At 71.7% G+C, this 17,028-nt stretch carries 17 protein-coding genes; 9 read left to right on the forward strand and 8 right to left on the reverse strand.

Features of this window, described 5'->3' with window-relative positions:
- Positions 1–50: 50 nt before the first annotated feature.
- Positions 51–1,163, reverse strand: coding sequence for an alpha/beta hydrolase (locus OHA17_RS35790; protein WP_406509946.1), 1,113 nt, complete (start codon positions 1,161–1,163; stop codon positions 51–53).
- Between the two features lie 204 nt (positions 1,164–1,367).
- Positions 1,368–1,805, reverse strand: coding sequence for a DUF4345 domain-containing protein (locus OHA17_RS35795; RefSeq protein ID WP_406509947.1), 438 nt, complete (start codon positions 1,803–1,805; stop codon positions 1,368–1,370).
- An 89-nt stretch (positions 1,806–1,894) separates the two neighbouring features.
- Between OHA17_RS35795 and OHA17_RS35800 the strand changes: the two genes are divergently transcribed.
- Positions 1,895–2,566 carry a TetR/AcrR family transcriptional regulator gene (locus OHA17_RS35800; protein WP_406509948.1) on the forward strand — a complete coding sequence of 224 codons (672 nt, stop codon included), beginning with the start codon at positions 1,895–1,897 and terminating at the stop codon, positions 2,564–2,566.
- Here OHA17_RS35800 and OHA17_RS35805 read toward each other — a convergent pair.
- Entirely contained in the window at positions 2,506–4,389 is a 1,884-nt protein-coding gene (locus OHA17_RS35805) for an ABC transporter ATP-binding protein (protein WP_406509949.1), read from the reverse strand. The two genes, OHA17_RS35800 and OHA17_RS35805, sit on opposite strands and share 61 nt — an antisense overlap.
- A 241-nt stretch (positions 4,390–4,630) precedes the next feature.
- On the opposite strand from OHA17_RS35805, the gene OHA17_RS35810 reads away from it, so the two are divergent.
- On the forward strand, positions 4,631–5,530 hold the full coding sequence (locus OHA17_RS35810; protein WP_406509950.1) for a JmjC domain-containing protein: 900 nt from the start codon (positions 4,631–4,633) through the stop codon (positions 5,528–5,530).
- 95 nt (positions 5,531–5,625) lie between these two features.
- Here the strand turns inward: OHA17_RS35810 and OHA17_RS35815 are convergent, their stop codons facing one another.
- Positions 5,626–5,757 (reverse strand): hypothetical protein, encoded by a 132-nt coding sequence (locus OHA17_RS35815; protein ID WP_264197750.1) that lies wholly within the window; start codon positions 5,755–5,757, stop codon positions 5,626–5,628.
- A gap of 204 nt (positions 5,758–5,961) precedes the next feature.
- Here OHA17_RS35815 and OHA17_RS35820 point away from each other — a divergent pair, with 204 nt between their 5' ends.
- Both OHA17_RS35820 and OHA17_RS35825 read left to right on the forward strand, forming a co-directional pair.
- Positions 5,962–9,081 (forward strand): lantibiotic dehydratase, encoded by a 3,120-nt coding sequence (locus tag OHA17_RS35820; RefSeq protein WP_406509951.1) that lies wholly within the window; start codon positions 5,962–5,964, stop codon positions 9,079–9,081.
- Positions 9,078–10,328, forward strand: a complete 1,251-nt coding sequence (locus tag OHA17_RS35825; protein WP_406509952.1) for a lanthionine synthetase C family protein — start codon at positions 9,078–9,080, stop codon at positions 10,326–10,328. The genes OHA17_RS35820 and OHA17_RS35825 overlap by 4 nt, the downstream gene beginning before the upstream one ends.
- Positions 10,329–10,437: 109 nt before the next feature.
- Here the strand turns inward: OHA17_RS35825 and OHA17_RS35830 are convergent, their stop codons facing one another.
- Positions 10,438–10,737, reverse strand: coding sequence for a hypothetical protein (locus OHA17_RS35830; RefSeq protein ID WP_406509953.1), 300 nt, complete (start codon positions 10,735–10,737; stop codon positions 10,438–10,440).
- 162 nt (positions 10,738–10,899) lie between these two features.
- Positions 10,900–11,142 (reverse strand): chaplin, encoded by a 243-nt coding sequence (locus OHA17_RS35835; RefSeq protein WP_053726899.1) that lies wholly within the window; start codon positions 11,140–11,142, stop codon positions 10,900–10,902.
- 276 nt (positions 11,143–11,418) lie between these two features.
- Here OHA17_RS35835 and OHA17_RS35840 point away from each other — a divergent pair, with 276 nt between their 5' ends.
- The 3 genes from OHA17_RS35840 (at position 11,419) to OHA17_RS35850 (ending at position 12,827) form a co-directional block, all read left to right on the forward strand.
- Positions 11,419–12,054: a hypothetical protein gene (locus OHA17_RS35840; RefSeq protein WP_406509954.1), complete on the forward strand. Its 636-nt coding sequence runs from the start codon at positions 11,419–11,421 to the stop codon at positions 12,052–12,054.
- On the forward strand, positions 12,051–12,440 hold the full coding sequence (locus OHA17_RS35845) for a hypothetical protein (RefSeq protein WP_406509955.1): 390 nt from the start codon (positions 12,051–12,053) through the stop codon (positions 12,438–12,440). Before OHA17_RS35840 ends, OHA17_RS35845 begins: the two co-directional genes overlap by 4 nt.
- A 99-nt stretch (positions 12,441–12,539) precedes the next feature.
- Positions 12,540–12,827, forward strand: a complete 288-nt coding sequence (locus OHA17_RS35850; protein ID WP_189960195.1) for a hypothetical protein — start codon at positions 12,540–12,542, stop codon at positions 12,825–12,827.
- On the opposite strand, the gene OHA17_RS35855 is transcribed toward OHA17_RS35850, so the two are convergent.
- Complete coding sequence (locus tag OHA17_RS35855) at positions 12,779–13,369, reverse strand: NUDIX hydrolase (RefSeq protein ID WP_406509956.1); 591 nt, start codon at positions 13,367–13,369, stop codon at positions 12,779–12,781. The two genes, OHA17_RS35850 and OHA17_RS35855, sit on opposite strands and share 49 nt — an antisense overlap.
- A gap of 467 nt (positions 13,370–13,836) precedes the next feature.
- Between OHA17_RS35855 and OHA17_RS35860 the strand changes: the two genes are divergently transcribed.
- Together OHA17_RS35860 and OHA17_RS35865 are read left to right on the forward strand one after the other, a co-directional pair.
- Positions 13,837–15,312, forward strand: a complete 1,476-nt coding sequence (locus OHA17_RS35860) for a condensation domain-containing protein (protein WP_406509957.1) — start codon at positions 13,837–13,839, stop codon at positions 15,310–15,312.
- A gap of 202 nt (positions 15,313–15,514) precedes the next feature.
- On the forward strand, positions 15,515–16,504 hold the full coding sequence (locus OHA17_RS35865; RefSeq protein WP_406509958.1) for an alpha/beta hydrolase: 990 nt from the start codon (positions 15,515–15,517) through the stop codon (positions 16,502–16,504).
- Positions 16,505–16,552: 48 nt separating this feature from the next.
- Here OHA17_RS35865 and OHA17_RS35870 read toward each other — a convergent pair whose 3' ends face one another.
- Positions 16,553–16,984: a hypothetical protein gene (locus OHA17_RS35870; RefSeq protein ID WP_406509959.1), complete on the reverse strand. Its 432-nt coding sequence runs from the start codon at positions 16,982–16,984 to the stop codon at positions 16,553–16,555.
- Positions 16,985–17,028 lie beyond the last annotated feature (44 nt).

Raw genomic sequence — 17,028 nt, forward strand, 5'->3', positions numbered from 1 at the left:
GGAGCAGAAGTCGCGCTCCCGCCGCACGACCGGGCCGACGAACCGGGAGCTCAGTCCGCGGCGAGGCGGGTGCTCAGCCATTCCAGGGAGGGCGGGATCTCCCGGAGCCAGGTGTTGAAGTTGTGGCCGCCGGAATCGAGCGTGATCGACGAGACGTGTGCGGGCTTCTTGACCTTGGCGATGAACTTCTGGGTCTCCTTGAGGTTGCTCTCGCCCTGCTTCGACGTGGTGACCAGGAACGACGAGTTGCCCTGGGGCAGATGGTCGAGGCTCCACAGGAGATCGGACCGCTTCTCCTCGTGCTTGTTCCCGTGGAAGAGGTCACCGGAGTCCGTGTCCACCTCGGGCTGGTAGTCCGCGGACAGGCCGGCCCCGGCCGCGTACGCCTCCGGGTGGTGCAGGGCGATCTTCAGCGCGCAGTAGCCGCCCGTCGAGTCGCCGATGAAGCCCCAGTTCTTCGGCTTCGTACCGACGCGATACGTACCGGAGATCGCCTTGCGCACGTCGTCGGCGAAGAACGTCTCCGTCTGGGGGCCGCCCGGGATGTCGATGCACTGGGTGTTGCGCGGCGGAGCGACGGTGGGCCGCATCATCACCAGGATCATCGGCTGCGTCTTCTTCTCCTTGGACAGCGTCCACGCCGTCTTCGGGTAGTGCAGGCCCTTGATGAGGTTCTCGGCGGTCCCGGGGAAGCCGGTCAGCACCACGGTGGCGGGGAAGGACTTCTTCTCGTACCCCTTCTGGAAGTACTCCGGCGGCAGATACACATAGGCCGGGGTGACTATCCGGGACCGCTCGCCCTGCACCGTGACCCGCTGCACCTCGCCGCCGATGCTCGGCTTTCCCGCGCCGGGAACGTCCACCTTCTGCTTCCCGTCGACCTTCACACCCGGACTGGCGACCGTCCGCGCATCGAGGACGCCCACGCCGTCCTGCCGGCCGAACAGGTCCGCCCACGAGCCGTAGAAGAGGAACGACTTGTTGGCCGCGAGACCCACGGAGGAGAAGAGCAGCAGCTGAACCGCGCACATCAGGCCCACCCGCGCCACGACCGGCCGCCACCCCTGCCTCGCCAGCCGCGGCCACAGCCACACGACGACGAGGGACAGCAGCACCGTGCAGAGCACGGCCAATGCCAGAACGGTGGTACTTGTCAGCCCCATGGATCAAGAACACTCTCTGCACGAGATCGTCCTGGACGCGGCGCCCGGCGGCCACCGTCCAGCCGCACCGACTCGGGGGTGCGCACCGAACTAGACCGGGATCCGGCGTGATCCGTTGCCTCGTGATCGCCAACCTTTCGGACGCGTGCGGTATGTGGCGAAATTAGTGCCCCATTCAGGTGTCCGGATGACGCGCGCTGCTCGTCAGGGCGTCGAGCGGGCCTCGGTGCGGGACGACTCCTCGGCGTTCCAGCGACGCGCCGCCACCTCCCTCTCGTCGGCGGCCGACAGCCAGAAGTAGAGCGGCGGCAGGGCGAGTTCGATGCCCATCAGAACCAGCTGGAACCAGTTCGGGCGGCCGAGCGCGGCCCACGACAGGAGCCTGCTCGCGCCGCCCAGGAAGAAGATCCCGGCGAGCAGACGCACGGCCCTCGACGGGATCGGCGACTGCCGCGCCACCCAGATCCAGGCAAGCCCGTACCCGAGGAAGATCGCGCCGAAGAACCGCATGAGGCTGTCGACGGTCGGGCCCGGCGAGCCCGCGCCGGGTACCGAGTCCATGCCGGTGGCGAGGTGAACGGCGCCGATCAGTACGTCGGCGATGCCCATCGCCCACGAAAGCCACTTGAGGAGCCTGGCCACGGTGTGGTCCCCCTTCGCCCTACTGGACGTGTGTCTACTAAGGCGACCATAGGTTCGCTAGTAGACACACGTCAAGTAACCTGGGTGCCATGACCGCGCGCCGCAGGCTGAGCCCCGACGAGCGCCGCAAGGAGTTGCTCGACGTCGGAGCCCACCTGTTCGCGGCGAAGCCCTACCACGACGTGCTCATGGAGGACGTGGCCGAACAGGCCGGTGTCTCAAGGGCGTTGCTCTACCGCTACTTCCCCAACAAGAGCGCCCTGTTCGCCGGCATCTTCCAGCAGGCGTCGTACCGGCTGCTCGACGGAACGCGCATCGACCCGGCACAGTCGCTGCTCGACCAGCTGTCCGCCGGGCTCGATGTCCACTTCGACTACTTCGCCGCGAACAAGAACACGGTGCTCGCCGCGAACAGGGTGCTCGCGGGCGACCCGGTGATCCAGGCGATCATCAACGACGAGCTGGCCGAGCTGAGCCGGCGCGTACTCGACGCGACCGGACTCGAAGGCCCCGCCAGGAACACGGTCTCCGCTCTCCTGACGAGCTGGCTGGTGTTCGTGCGCGCGCTGTGCGTGGACTGGCTGACGGACGAGGCGTTCTCGCGGACCGAGCTGCACGACATGTCGGTGGGCGCCCTGCTGGGAGCGCTGGGCGCCGTCACCGATGTCGACCGGCTCCTCGGCGCCCGCGGCCCGTCCGGTCAGCCGAGCGCGGGTGCGCCGCCGGGTCGCTCGAACTGGGTGCGGTACAACTCCTCGTAGCGGCCGCCGAGTTCGAGGAGCTCGTCGTGCGTGCCGCGCTCCACGATCCGGCCGGCCTCGACGACCAGGATCAGATCGGCGGAGCGCACGGTGGAGAGGCGGTGCGCGATCACCACCGCGGTACGGCCCTCCAGCGCCTCGCCGAGTGCTTCCTGCACCGCCGCCTCGGACGTGTTGTCGAGGTGGGCGGTGGCCTCGTCGAGGATGACCACACGCTGGCGGGCAAGGAGCAGCCGGGCGATCGTCAGACGCTGGCGCTCACCGCCGGAGAGCCGGTAGCCGCGCTCGCCGACCACCGTGTCGAGCCCGTCGGGCAGCGAGGCGACCAGGCCGTCCAGACGAGCCCGGCGCAGCGCCTCCCACAGGTGCTCCTCGTCGGCGTCGGGGCGGGCGAGCAGCAGGTTGGCGCGGACCGACTCGTGGAAGAGATGGCCGTCCTGCGTGACCATGCCGATGGTGTCCCGGATCGAGTCGGCGGTCAGATCCCGTACGTCGATGCCGCCGAGCCGCACCGTGCCCCCGTCCGCGTCGTACAGCCGCGGAAGCAGCTGGGCGACCGTCGACTTGCCGGCGCCCGACGACCCGACCAGGGCCACCATCTGGCCCGGCTCGGCCCGGAAGGAGACGCTGTGCAGCACCTCGGTGCCGCCCCGGGTGTCCAGGCTTGACACCTCTTCGAGCGAGGCGAGGGAGACCTTGTCGGCGGACGGGTAGCCGAAGCGCACCTCGTGGAACTCCACCGACACCGGGCCCGGCGGCACCTCCCGGGCCTCGGGCTTCTCCGCGATGAGCGGCTTCAGGTCGAGCACCTCGAAGACCCGCTCGAAGCTGACCAGCGCGCTCATCACCTCGACGCGCGCCCCGGCCAGTGAGGTGAGCGGCGCGTACAGCCGGGTCAGGAGCAGGGCGAGCGAGACGACCGCGCCCGCTTCGAGGGTGCCGTGCAGCGCGTAGTAGCCGCCGAGCCCGTAGACGAGGGCGAGCGCGAGGGCCGATACCAGGGTGAGGGCGGTGATGAACGCGGACTGGGCCATCGCCGTACGCACCCCGATGTCGCGCACCCGGCCGGCCCTGGCGGCGAACTCGGCGGACTCGTCGGCGGGCCGCCCGAACAGCTTGACCAGGGTCGCGCCGGGGGCCGAGAAACGCTCGGTCATCCGGGTGCCCATCGCCGCGTTGTGCTCGGCGGCCTCCCGCTGGAGCCGGGCCATCCGGGTGCCCATGCGGCGCGCGGGCAGCACGAACACGGGCAGCAGGACCAGGGCGAGCAGCGTGATCTGCCAGGAGATGCCGAGCATCACGGCGAGCGTGAGGAGCAGCGTGACCAGGTTGCTGACCACGCCGGACAGCGTGTTGCTGAAGGCCCGCTGGGCGCCGATGACGTCGTTGTTGAGGCGGCTCACGAGCGCGCCGGTGCGGGTCCGCGTGAAGAACGCGACCGGCATCCGCTGCACGTGGTCGAAGACGGCCGTGCGCAGATCGAGGATCAGCCCCTCGCCCAGCGTGGACGACAGCCACCGGCTCACGATGCCGAGGGCCGCCTCGGCGACGGCGATCGCGGCGATGAACAGCGCGAGCCGGATGACGGTCCCGCTCTCCTTCCCGCCGACGATCGCGTCCACGACCCGCCCGGCGAGCAGGGGGGTGGCCACCGCGAGCAGCGCCGTGGCGACACTCAGGACCAGAAAGAGGGCGATGCGGCGCCGGTGCGGGCGGGCGAAGGCGGCGACGCGGCGCAGTGTCGCCCGGTTGAGGGGCCGCTTGTCCTGCTGGGCGTTCATGACGTTGTGGAGCTGCGTCCACGCCGTGGCTTCCATACTCATGCGAGGAACGTACGACCTCGACCGAACTTGAGGTCAACGAATCCCGAGACTGTGATCGGCGATCTGGCGATCTGACAATTCGACGGACCGCGGCCGCCGGGGGCCGTCGACGGGTCAATGATCTCCCGGGCAGCTTCGTCGGCCCCCACGGTGCCCGGCCGTCCAGGGGCGCACCCCCGGGGACGTCCCGTAGGTTCGGCTTCGGGCGGCGCCGGACCGCCCCCGTACCTGGGGAGAGACGATGAGCTGGGGAGTGCTTGACCGGCTGGTGGGGGAGCCCGAGCTGTTCTTCGACCGGTGCCGAGACGGCCGGCCGCACGTGTTCACGCCGCCGAGCCTGCCCCAAGAGGCGCCCAGGACAAGGGAGTTGGCCGAGGCGCTGACTGGCGGCCTGATGCGCGCGCCGTACGTCGAGATGGTGCGGGAGGGGGAGGTCGTGCCGGCCGCGGAGTTCAGCACGGCCAGAGTCGTCGCCGGGCGGCCGGAGGAGGGCTTCGCCGACCCGGAGCGGATCATGCGCCTGCTCGCCGAGGGCGCGACGCTGCTGCTGCCCCAACTCGACCAGTGGAACGCCTCGGTGGGCGCCCTGACCGCCCTGCTCTCGCAGGACCTGGGCCGCACGACGGAGGCGTTCTGCTTCGCCACCCTGGCGGGCCGGCGGGGCCTCGACGTGCACCGGGACGACGCCGACGTGCTCGTCGTGCAGCTCGCCGGCCGCAAGGAGTGGACGGTGTACGACGCCCCGGCCGACGGCCACTGGCACCCGGGCCCCGTGCCGCACCCGGGCGAACCCGCCCTGCGCACGGTCATCGGCGCGGGCGACGTCCTGTACGTGCCGCGCGGCGCCCCGCACACCGCGACCGGCAACGAAGGCCTCTCCGTCCACCTCGCCCTCACCATCCGCGAAGCCACCACGAACCGCCTGCGCCAGACGCTCGCCGAGCTCCTGACCGAGACGGGCGAGGGCCTCGCGCCCCGGCCTCTGACGCACCTTCAACTCATGGAGTCGGTAAGAGAGTTGATCGAGGTGGCGCGAAAGAGGCTGGACGCGGTCACCCCCGAGGAGCTGCTCGCGCGGGGCCGTGGACCGCTGCCCTCGCTGCCGCGCGCCACACCGGTGGACTGGCCGACGGTCAATTGACCGGAGTCCCAAGAACGCACCGCGGCTGCGGAGAACCCTGTAGTTCTCCGCAGCCGCCACTGACACAGGGGCAGAAATAAATGCAGTGTCAGAAATCAGATGCAGTAAGGACGGTGGCAGGACCCCTCGCAGGAGATGCTGATGCCGGCGCTGTTCTGGGCCTCACCCTCGGCCAGCACCTCGCGCACGTCGAGGTCGAACAGGTCCTGAGTCGTCTCGTTGGTCATGAGGAACTCCTCTCGTTTCGGCTGCGGATCTCGCAGCGAACGAATGGACGGTAGGCCGCGGGCGACCGGCCTCGTCAATGACTGTGAACAAAAGGGAAAGGGGTTCTGCATCATCGGGCACATTGCCTGCTCGACCTGGTCACAATTCCCCGAACCTCCGCTAGACAGGGGCGGATTACGGCATTCGTACGGCGAAGGGGAACTGTGGGCGGACAGCGCGCGGCACGACAGGAAAGGCTGTTCACGGCCGCTGAACCGGTACTTCTGCGGGCCCCCGCCCGGCCCGTACCCGAGCACCCCGACACCCCGGCGGGCCCGGCGGACGCCGACCTCGCCGCCTATGTCGCCGAGGCCGCGGCCGACCCGCTGTTCCGGGAGGCGATCGAGGTGTCCAGCCCCTCGCTGGCCCAGGTGCTCGCCCGGGACGCGCCGCCGACGGGAGACGCGCTGCGCCGCGCCGCGACCGCGGTCGGCCGCTACCGGCTGCGGATGACGACCCGGCCGACCCCCTTCGGACTGCTTGCCGGCGTGGCGCTCGCCCGGTTCGGCGACAGCGTCTCGGCCCGCTGGGGCGAGCGGCACCGGGCCGCCGTACGCCCCGATCTCGGCTGGCTCGCCTCGGTCGTGGGCCGGCTGCACCAGGACCCCGCGGTCCTGCCCGGCCTGCTCCTCGTCGCCGACCAGCAGCACGTCGTCCGGGGCTCGCGCGTGACACTGCCGTACGTTCCCACCGGCTCGGGCGATGCCAGGCGGGAGGTGAGCCTGCGTCATACGGCGGTGGTCGCCGAGGTGTTGAAGCAGGCCGCAGAGCCCGTCTCCTTCTCCGAGCTGATCCGGGGCGTGGGTGTCGCCTTCCCGGCCGCACCCGTCGCGGCCGTGACCCACCTCGTGCACACCCTGGTGCTGCGGGGCTTCCTGCACACGGACCTGATGCCGCCCCCGGACGCCGGTGATCCACTCGGCCATGTCGTCGCGCGGCTTCCTGACGCATTGCCCCTGCGGTCCGAACTCGACGGAGTACGGGGCGAGTTGGGGCGGTGCGAGGAACTGGCTGCCGGTGTCGAGAGGCTGAAGGCCCTGCGCTCGGTGCGGGAGCGCATGACCGGCGTGTGCCCCGCCGGCCACGTCCTCCAGGTGGATCTCGCGCTGGACGCGGACGTGGTGCTGCCGCCGGACGTGCGCGAGGAGTTCGAGCGGGCGGCCACCGTGCTGTGGCGCCTCTCGCCGCCGCGCACCGCGCCCGCGCATCTGCGCGCCTACCACCAGGCGTTCGTGGAGCGCTACGGGACCGAGCGAGCGGTGTCGGTCGCCGAACTCCTCGACGTGGAAACGGGGTTGGGGCCGCCGCAGGGCTATGAGTATCCGAGGGGCGGCGCGGTCCCGTCCTCCCCGGCCGGGTCCGAGGAGGACGACGCGGGGCGCGGCAGGCTGCTCGCGGAACTGGCGGCCGGAGCCCTCGCCGACCGTGAGCCCGGCCGACCACTGCCCGAAGTGGTGCTCGACGAGGTGCTGCTCGACCGGCTGACCGGACCGGATCCGTCCTCGGATGCGGACGGCGAGCGCGCCGCCCACCGCGTTCCCGACTCGTTCGAGCTCTACGGCGAACTCGTCGTCCAGGGCGACGAGTTGAGGGTGGTGCTCTCGCCGGTCGTGGGCAGCGATGTGGCCGGGGCGACGTTCGGCCGGTTCGCCGGGCTCCTCGGCGGAGCCGGGCTCATGTCGCAGGTGGCTGGGACCGGGGAAGGTGACTCGGTGCCGGTCCATCTGGAGTTCAGCCCGGCGCGGCCCCGGTACGCCAACATCACCCGCACTCCGCGCTGGCTCGGCCACCGGGTCGTCGTCAGCGCGTTTCCCGACGCCGAGGGTCCGCAAGTCCTGCCGCTTGACGACCTGTTGGTCACCGCAGACCTGGAGCGGCTCACCGTGCACTCCCGCAGTCTCGGCCGGCCGGTCGAGGTCAGGGCCCATCACGTACTCAACCAGCGCACCGGCGCCCCGAACGCCGCCCGCTTCCTCCACGAGGTGTCCCTGACCGGGCACCGGCCCTGGCAGCCCTGGGACTGGGGCGCGGCCAACGCGCTGCCCGCGCTGCCCCGGGTGCGGTGCGGGCGCACGGTCCTGGCCCCCGCGACGTGGCGGCTGACCGTCCCGACGGGCGACTTCGAGCGGTGGCGCGCCGGGCTTGCGAGCTGGCGGCGGCGCTGGAGCGTGCCGAGCGACGTCCGACTCGTCACCGGGGACCAGCGCATCAGCCTCGACCTCGAACTCCCTTGGCACCAAAGGCTGTTGTACGCGCACGCGCGCGGCGCCGAGCACGCGATCCTCCAGGAGGAGCCGGGCGCCGCGGGGGACGGCCGGCCGCGCGGGCCCGGCGGGTCCCGCACCGTCGAACTCGTCGTCGCCCTGCACGCCGTCCGACAGCCGGCCGGCCGACGCCGCACGGCGCCGACGAGATCGGTCCACCGATCGGCGGGGAGGGCCGTCCTGCCTGGCGGCAACTGGCTCTACGCCCGCCTGGACGCGGCCGAGATCCGGCACGACACCCTCCTCGAAGAGCATCTGCCCCAGCTGCTCGCGGCACTCCCCGGCTATGTGGACCGCTGGTTCTTCATCCGCTACCGCGACCCCGCGCCCCACCTCAGGATCCGCTTCCACGGCGACGAGCCGGGGCCGGTCGCGGCGCTGCTGCCGCTCGTCCGCGACTGGGCCGCCGACCTGCGCCGGGCGAACCTCGCGGCCGGGCTGCGCCTGGAAGCGTACGACCCGGAACTGGAACGCTACGGCGGCCCCGAGGCGATGGCCGCCGCCGAGCGGGTCTTCCAGGCGGACAGCCTCGCGGCGCTCGCCGGCATCGGGGCACTGCACGGGCGCACCGGCCCCGAACGCGACCTGCTCGCGGCCGTCAACTCGGCTGACCTGGCGCGGCACTTCCTCGACGGCGCGGGCGGGCCCGCGCCCGGCGTCTGGTTCCCGGCCGCCTTCGCCAAGTCCGAGCGCGACCACCGCGCCTTCCGCGACCACCGCGCCGCAGCCCTCGGCGCGATCGGCCCGGTCGGCCCCGCACCGGACGCGGCCGACCCCGCCCTGCGGCACGTGTGGGAGGAGCGTGCCGCCCGCCTCGCCGAGTACGGACAGCTCCTCGCCGACCTGTACGCGAGCGACCCCGACCGGCGCCCGCCCGCCTCCGTCGCCGCCAGCCTGATCCACATGAGCCACAACCGGCTCATCGGCATCGACCCAGAAGCGGAACGCCGCGCGCACGCCCTGGCCAGGGGCGCCTTCGAAGCGCACGGTGCCCGCGCCCGAGCCCAGGAGTCCAGGTGACGGAAGACCTCTCCAAGGAGCGCGCCCGCGACGCGCTCGACTCGGTCGCCGCCCGGCTCCGTACGCCGCAGGCACTCCAGCCGGCCCGGGTCGACTCGCTGGCCGTCGGGCACCCGGGCATCGCCCTGCTCTTCACGACGCTGGCGGCGGGCGGGGACACAGAGGCCCGCTCGGTCGCCCACGCCCACCTCGCCGCCGCGATCCGGCCGGCGGGCGGACTGCGGGCCGCTGGGCTGTACGGCGGGACGGCGGCCGTCGCGTTCGCCGCGCGCGTCGCCGCGACCGGCCCCGACACCTATCGCTCGCTCCTCGACTCCGTCACGCCGCGCGTGGCCGAAGCCGCCGTGGAGCGGGCGCGCGCCCTGCGTGCCGGACGGTCCCAGGGCACGGGCGCGCCGTCGCACCTGTACGACGCGGTGTCCGGCGCGTCGGGCCTGGCCCGGCTGCTCCTCGCCCTCGACCCGCACGGCCCCGCTCTGCGCGCATGTCTGGAAGCCCTGGTCGACCTCGCCGAACCGGCCGTGACCGCGCACGGAACCCTGCCCGGCTGGTGGACGGAGGGCGGCCCCGGAGCCCAGGGGCCGAACCCGGACTTCCCGCGCGGTCACCTCAACCTGGGCCTGGCGCACGGGATTCCGGGCCCGCTCGCGCTCCTGTCACTCGCACATGAGCAGGGAGTGCGCGTGCGGGGCCACGAGGAGGCGATCGGCCGGTTCGCCGGGTGGCTGGCCGGGCGGGCGCACGGGGACGGGTACGGACCGTACTGGCCGCTGACCGTACGCGCCGAGGACGAGCTCAGCGGCGAGCGACCCCCGAACCCGCCGACGCGGGCCGCCTGGTGCTACGGCACCCCGGGCGCCGCCCGAGCCCTGTTCCTGGCCGGACGGGCGCTGGAGGAGAAGGAGTGGCGGGAGCTGGCCGGCCGCGCGATGCGCGCGGCGCTGGCGCGGCCCGCCGCCACGCGGGCGCTGGAGGGACCGGGCCTGTGCCATGGCACGGGCGGGCTGCTGCAGATCGCCGCGCGGATGGCGTACGACCTGGATGACGCCGAGCTCGGCGCTCAACTGCCGTGCCTGGCAGGGCAGTTGGTGGAGGAAATGGCGGAGGCCGACGGGGTCGGCTTCCTGGAAGGGGCGGCCGGGGCGGCCTTGGCCCTCCACACGTACGTGGAGGGCGTCCCGTCCGCGGAGGGCGGCTCGCCCAGTCCCGGACTGCTCGACTGGGATGCGGCGTTGCTCCTCGCGTAGCGGGCGTGGGATCCGGCGGAGGGGCGCCCGACCGTCCGAGGAAGGCCGTGGTGGTGGCCATGGACCTGCGGTCCGGTCAGGGCGCCCGCCCCGCGACCTTCGATCACACTCAGTGGTCGTCCCAGTGGCCGTCGTGGTCCGCATGACGGTGGCCGTCGTGGATGTAGTCGACATGGTCGCCGTGCGGTACGGCTACGTGTCCGCACCCCACATCGTGGCGGTGACCGTGGTTCTCGTGCACGGTGTGCGCGGGCGGCTCGCACTCGTCGGTGTGGCCGTCGTGGTCGCGATGGAGGTGGCCGTCGTGCACGTAGTCGACATGGTCGGCATGGGGCACGGCCACATGGCCGCAGCCGGTGCCGTGCTCATGGGTGTGCTCGGTGTGCTCGGTGTGGGTGGCAGTCGACATGACGTGGCAATCCTTTTCGCTCTGATCCTCGCTGTCCCCCCTCGCGAGGGCGAGTCTGCTCCCGGCGGGGCGCGGATGCACGTCTGACGCGGGTCGGGCGTAGGAATCGCCCCGGAACCGGAGTGCGGTTTCGGGGCGAAGCCGTTTGGCGGGCCCGGCGGATCAGTGGTTCGTGCAGGTGTTGCCGGAGGCCGGGTTGAGCAGCCCGATGACGTCGATGCTGTTGCCACACACGTTGATCGGGATGTGGATGGGAACCTGGATCACGTCGCCGGACAGGACACCGGGGGAGTGGTCGGCCTGACCGGTCGGCGGCTGGTCGTCGGCGGCTGCGGCACCGGCCATGCCTATCACTGCGGTGACGGCCAGGGCGGATGCTGCGAGTGCGGTACGGATACGCACGATTTTCCTCCTACGGGTGAGGGGCGTTCTCCCTCGAAGCCTCTCCGCGCTCGGGCTCCTGGGAAAGCTGCGTGGTCCGATCGAGTGAACGCAGCGATCCGGAGGGTGGGTCTGTGGGTGCCCCGGGACCGCGGGACCCGTGGTGGCGGCCCGGGCCCCTGTGTCACGGCCTCCCCCCTGGGACGCTCACTCAATGGCCGCGTTTATCCGGCCGCCTCGCGCCTACTCGTACGGGAGCAGCCCGGAGTGCGGGGCCGTACACCGACGGGAAGGCAGCCCATGTCCAGTGGTGTCGTCATCATCCTGACAGCGGTCGCGGTGATCGTTGTCGTGGCGGTGGTTCTCGGCATGTTCGTCGCGCGCCGCGGCGGCCATGGCCTGCGCCGCCGGTTCGGGCCCGAGTACGAGCGGACCGTGGCCCAGCACAACGGCGATGTGAAGGCCGCCGAGAAGGACCTGGACGAGCGGGTCCGCCGGTACGGCGACCTGAAGCTCCAGCCTCCGACGGCCGAGGCGCGGGGCCGGTACTCCGCAGAATGGGCCCGAGTCCAGGAGGAGTTCGTGGACTCGCCCACGCGCGCGGTCGCCGACGCCGAGGCGCTGCTCGGCCGCCTCGCGCAGGAACGCGGCTTCCCGGACGGCTCGTCCGAGGAGCAACTGGCCGCCCTCTCCGTGCACCACCCCCAGCACGTCGACGGCTACCGCCGGATCCGGGGCGCGGCCCAGGGCGCCGACGGGCGTCGCGTCAGTACGGAAGAGCTGCGCGAGATCCTCGTACAGGCCCATGAGTTCTTCGTGGTTCTGGCCGGCGAACGCCGCGGGAACAAGGCCGGGCGCCCGGCGGCCCGCGGTGGCCGGCACGCGTCCAGGGGCGGCCTGCGACACCACGACATCGCCCGAGGGAGCCAGTCATGAACGAGGCCGAGGCCCCGGGCCCTGAGCAGTCCGCACCCGATCAGTCCGTGCCCCAGCAGCACGGCCCTGAGGACCCTGACCAGCCCCTGCGCGAGCCCAGTGCTGCTGCGGAAGCAGACACCTTGCTGCCGTCGGACGAGCGGGACAAGGCGCAGCTCAGGATCCAGCACGCGGTCGCCGGCTTCGTCGACGATCCCCGTTCGGCGGTCGAGGAGGCCGCCTCGGCGGTCGACGCCCTGGCCGAGCGGGTCATGGAGACCCTCGGGCAGCGTCGCGGCACGCTGCGGGCGTCCTGGCAGGACGCGTCCGGCGGCGCGGCCACGGAGGACCAGCGCATGGCCCTGCGTGCGTACCGCCGCCTCGCGGAGAGCCTGCTCAGCCTATGAATCCCGACGCACTCCCGGCCCCCGGCGGCGCTCCGAAACGGCCGTACGCGACCAGACCGGCCGCCCCGTCAACCCACCTGTAGAAACAAGGAGTTGAACATGTCCAGGCGCTATGGCGGCAATCCCGCGGCGACCGGCATCCTCATCATCGCGGACATCACGGCACTGATCCTGATCCTCTGGATCGCCTTCTTCCTGGTCAACGCCAACACGGCCAACGACGTCGTCTCGTGGGTCCGGAACGCCGCGGACTGGCTCTCCGGCTGGTCGCGCGACATGTTCAACATCAAGTCCGACACCTGGCGCACGGTGGTCAACTACGGTCTGCCCGCAGCGGTCTACCTGTTGATCGGCCACGCGGTGGCAGGCCGGGTCAACCGCTCCTGACTCGACGGGCCGACGCAACCACGCGAACAGGGCGGCCCCGACTCCTGGCCCATGCCCATGGCGAGATAGCGGTCGTAGGCGTCCCGGCTGTCCGAGACGAACGTCCAGCTCGCCATGGCCGTCCTCAATTCGTCTCCGGTCAGCCAGCCGTGCCAGGCGACTTCGGACGCGTCCGGTGCGACGTCCCCATCTTCCACGACGGTCTCGTACACCGAGAACCAGTAGGGGCTGAGCTCGCCGTCGCACAGGAACTTGAACAGCGGGCGCACCTCGGCGTCCACGCCCAGCTCTTCACGCAGCTCGCGGCGCGCCGCGTCCTCGTAGGGCTCGCCCACACCCACGGCTCCGGCCACCAGCCAGCTGTACTCGCCCGGGAACCGCGAACTGTTCTCGGGGCGCCGGTGCACCAGATAGCGGCCGCTCGCATCGCGGCACAGCACCATGGCCATCCGGTACAGCCATCCCTGCCGTACGGCCTCGCCCCGCTCGGCCACGCCGACGACGTGGTCCTGCTCGTCCACACGCTCCACCAGTTCACCCATGGGTAGATCCTCCATGACCGGCTCCCACCGGCATGGGGTGCCCCCACACGTGTGGGGGCTGGCGACGCTCACTCCTTCGGCCAGGCCCCTGAAGGGCATCGCCTCCACGGTCAAGGGCGCGATGCCGCAGGCCAGGCCGCCGTCCGGGGCGTGATGGCGCGCGGGTCGGCGCATGCGACTCGATGGGGTGGTTCTGCGTGCCCGGGGGCGCTCGTCCCGCGTTGGTCACCGCATGACCGTATTTCCTGAGCTGCGGTGTGCGGCCCCCGCTCCCCGCCCGAGAGCGCCGCGAACGGGCGTCCTGGCACGGGGCGTCGGGGTAGACGTACACAAGGGTCGGCCACTCAACCTCCTCGATCCGCCTTGTCCCATAAGGGAGTTGGCCAAGTGGGCGCGGGAGGGGCCTCCAGCTCCTTCGGCCTGCTGCCCGACCGTGTTCCCCGACAGCGTGTGAATGGAAGACTCCCGTGCGAATTACCGACATTCACGGCTGCGAGGTCCGTCCCGGACGGCTGGTCGAGTGGAGTCTGGACCCCGTCATGGTCGAGGCCGCGACCAGTCAGCCCGATGACGCCAGGCCTCCCGCCTATGTGCAGGAATCACATATCCGGACGGCCCGGTCGGTGCGCCGGGACGGCCTGTTCGTGCCGACCTGGCTGGGCGCCGCGTTCGACATCCCGGGCCCCGTCGACCTCGACGTCCTGGAGGAGGCGCTGCGGACCTGGACGCTCCGGCACGAAACGCTGCGCAGCGGCTTCCGCTGGGTCGGCGACGAGATGCGCCGGTTCACCGCGGCGCCCGACGTCGTCGCACTGCGGCGGGAAGTCGTGGGCGACTTCACCGACGGGGAGGGGCTGAGCCACCACCTCCAGGACCGCTTCGATGTGGCGGCGGACGCGCTGGGCTGGCCGAACTTCCTGTACACGGCGGTGGTCAGGGACGAGTCGACCAGCGTTTACATGGCTTTCGACCACAGCAACGTCGACGCGTACTCGATCCAGCGCATCCCTTCCGAGGTCCACGAGCTCTACGCGGCGCGGGCCGAAGGGCGCGGCCGGGAAGCGGCCCCGGCCGGCAGCTATGTCGACTTCTGCGAGATCGAGCGGGCCAGCGCGGACCAGGTCGACGACACCCACGCGATCATCGCGCGCTGGCGGGAGTTCATCACCCGCTGCGACGGCAGGCTGCCCGCCTTCCCGGTGGACCTCGGCCTCGAACCCGGCGGCGGGCTGCCCGAGCAGAAGCTCCTGTACGAGATGCTCGTGGACGACGCGGACGCCGCCGCCTTCTCGACGTACTGCCGGCCGTTCGGCGGCGGGCAGGTGGGCATCCTGGCGGCCACCGGCCTCATCGTCCACGACATCGGCGGTGAACCCGTCTACCGCACGGTGGTGCCGCTGCACACCCGGGCGAAGTCCCGGTGGGCGGACTCCGTGGGGTGGTACGTCGGCGGTGCGCCGATCGAGATTCCGGTGGCGCGGGCGCTGGGCTTCGACGACGCGCTGACGATGGTCCACGCCGCGCTGCGGGCCAACAAGTCCCTCGCCCACCTGCCGATCGCCCGCGTGCTGCGCCTGCTCGGCTCGGACTTCCGCCCCACGTCTCCCGACCTCTACTCGATCGTGTCGTTCGTCGACGCGCGGGACATCCCGGGGGCCCGCCAGTGGGACGAGCAGAAGGCGTACGCCATGCTCCGGGTGTCCTACGGCGACCAGGTGTGCGCGTGGTTCACCCGGCTGCACGGCGGCCTGCAACTGGCCATCCGCTACCCGGACACGGCGATCGCCCACAAGAACATCCATCGCTATGTGGAACAACTCCGGGAGCTCATCACCTCGGTCGCCCGCAGCGCTTCGGAGCGGCCCGCGCCCCCGAGGCCGCGAGGCGAGCACGCGTTTCCGGCACCGAGGCCGAGTAGCGACGCAACCCGCCTGTCGTTCTGATCCGATCCTCGGGAGAGCTCCGGAGGCGCACCTACCTGCGGTGCGGCGCTCTATGGGGGCGGCCCACACGTGGTGAACCCACATGTGGGCCGGGAGCGCCTCTCGCGCAGGATGGGGTGCGGCTGGTAAACCGTTGGAGCCGACGTTCGCCGGACGGTTCGGTGTTTCCAGGAGAGCCCGGGGCTCACACAAAGGGGTCGGGATGCGTCGCGTACCGGTCGTCACCGTCGTTGGCACGGTCCTGCTCGCCCTGCTGGCCAGCGCCTTCACCGTGGGCACGGGCAACGCGCAGGAACGGCCCGTACGCGCCGACGACGGAGCGCGGGTCATCGCCGAGCGGCACGTCGGGCCCCGCCAGCTGGACCTCACCATCGACTCCCCGGCCCTGGGCACGACCGCCCACGTACGCCTGCTCACCCCGGACGGCTGGTCGCCGGGGAGGCACGACTGGCCGGCGCTGTGGCTGCTGCACGGCTGCTGCGGGGGCTACGCCGACTGGACGAAGTACACCGACGTGGCTCAACTCCCCCAACTTCGACGGACGTTGGTCGTGATGCCGGAGGCCGGAGCGGCGGGCTGGTACAGCAACTGGTGGAACTACGGCAAGGGCGGCGCGCCCCGCTGGGAGACGTTCCACCTCGCCGAGGTCAAGCAGATCATCGAACGCGGCTACGGCGCGGGCGGCCGGCGCGTCGCCGCGGGCCTGTCGATGGGGGGCTTCGGCGCGCTGTCGTACGCGGCGCACCATCCGGGGTTCTTCCGGGCCGTCGCGTCGTACAGCGGCACCGTGCACCCACTGCTCCAGGTGCCCGGCGGATTCGGCCCCGACTGGTTCCTGAACCTCGACCGGCAGGTGGGCGCCGACCCGTACGCGATCTGGGGTGATCCGGTGCGCCAGCGCACGGTGTGGGCCGCGCACGACCCCACCGTCCAGGCGAGCTCACTGCGCGGGCTGCCCGTCTTCCTGTCCTGCGGGAACGGCAAGCCGGGCGGCCCGTACGATCCGCCCGGCACGAAGGACCCGAACGAGGCCTACTTCGAGCAGCAGAACCGGGCCCTCGCCGCCCGGCTGCGCGCGCTGGGCAGCCCGGCCGTCACCGACTTCTACGGACCCGGCATCCATGAATGGCCGTACTGGCAGCGGGAGTTGCACCGCTCCCTGCCGCTGCTGCTGACCGCGCTGAGCGCGTGACACGCGGCCGGACGCCTTTGGTGTGGCCCAGGACCATGTGGTCGCGGCCTACCAGAAGAACCAGCCCGGTGTGGCGATGTAGTCCTGCGGGGTGTAGTCACACGCGCCTTCCGTGAACGGTGTGGCTGACAGCTTTGCGGCCAGCGCCTCGCCATGGGCGTCGACCCCGTCCGCCGCGACGAGGAGGGCGACCACGACGACGAGCCACACGACGGGAAGCGCGGACCGATAGGAGTCCTTCGCCTGGATCATGATCGCGCCGGCCAGCGCCGCCATCCCCGCGGCCATCACCAGCGCGAGGGCCGTGAGCGTCAGATGGTCGAGCGCCGACGAGGCGTGGCACAGGAGGTACCGGCGCCCGGACACGAATCTCGGAACACGTTCGGCGAGGGCGGCGGCACACAGCACCCACCCGATCGCGACCACGTGCCCGGCGTTCAGCTTCCGTCCGAGAAGCGGCTGTTCAGTGCTGACGTTCACGATTCCCCCCGAAGACGTCGGCCGAGTTGAGGTGTGCGCACGGT

The organism is Streptomyces sp. NBC_00212 (genome assembly GCF_045206365.1).
GTDB lineage: Bacteria > Actinomycetota > Actinomycetes > Streptomycetales > Streptomycetaceae > Streptomyces.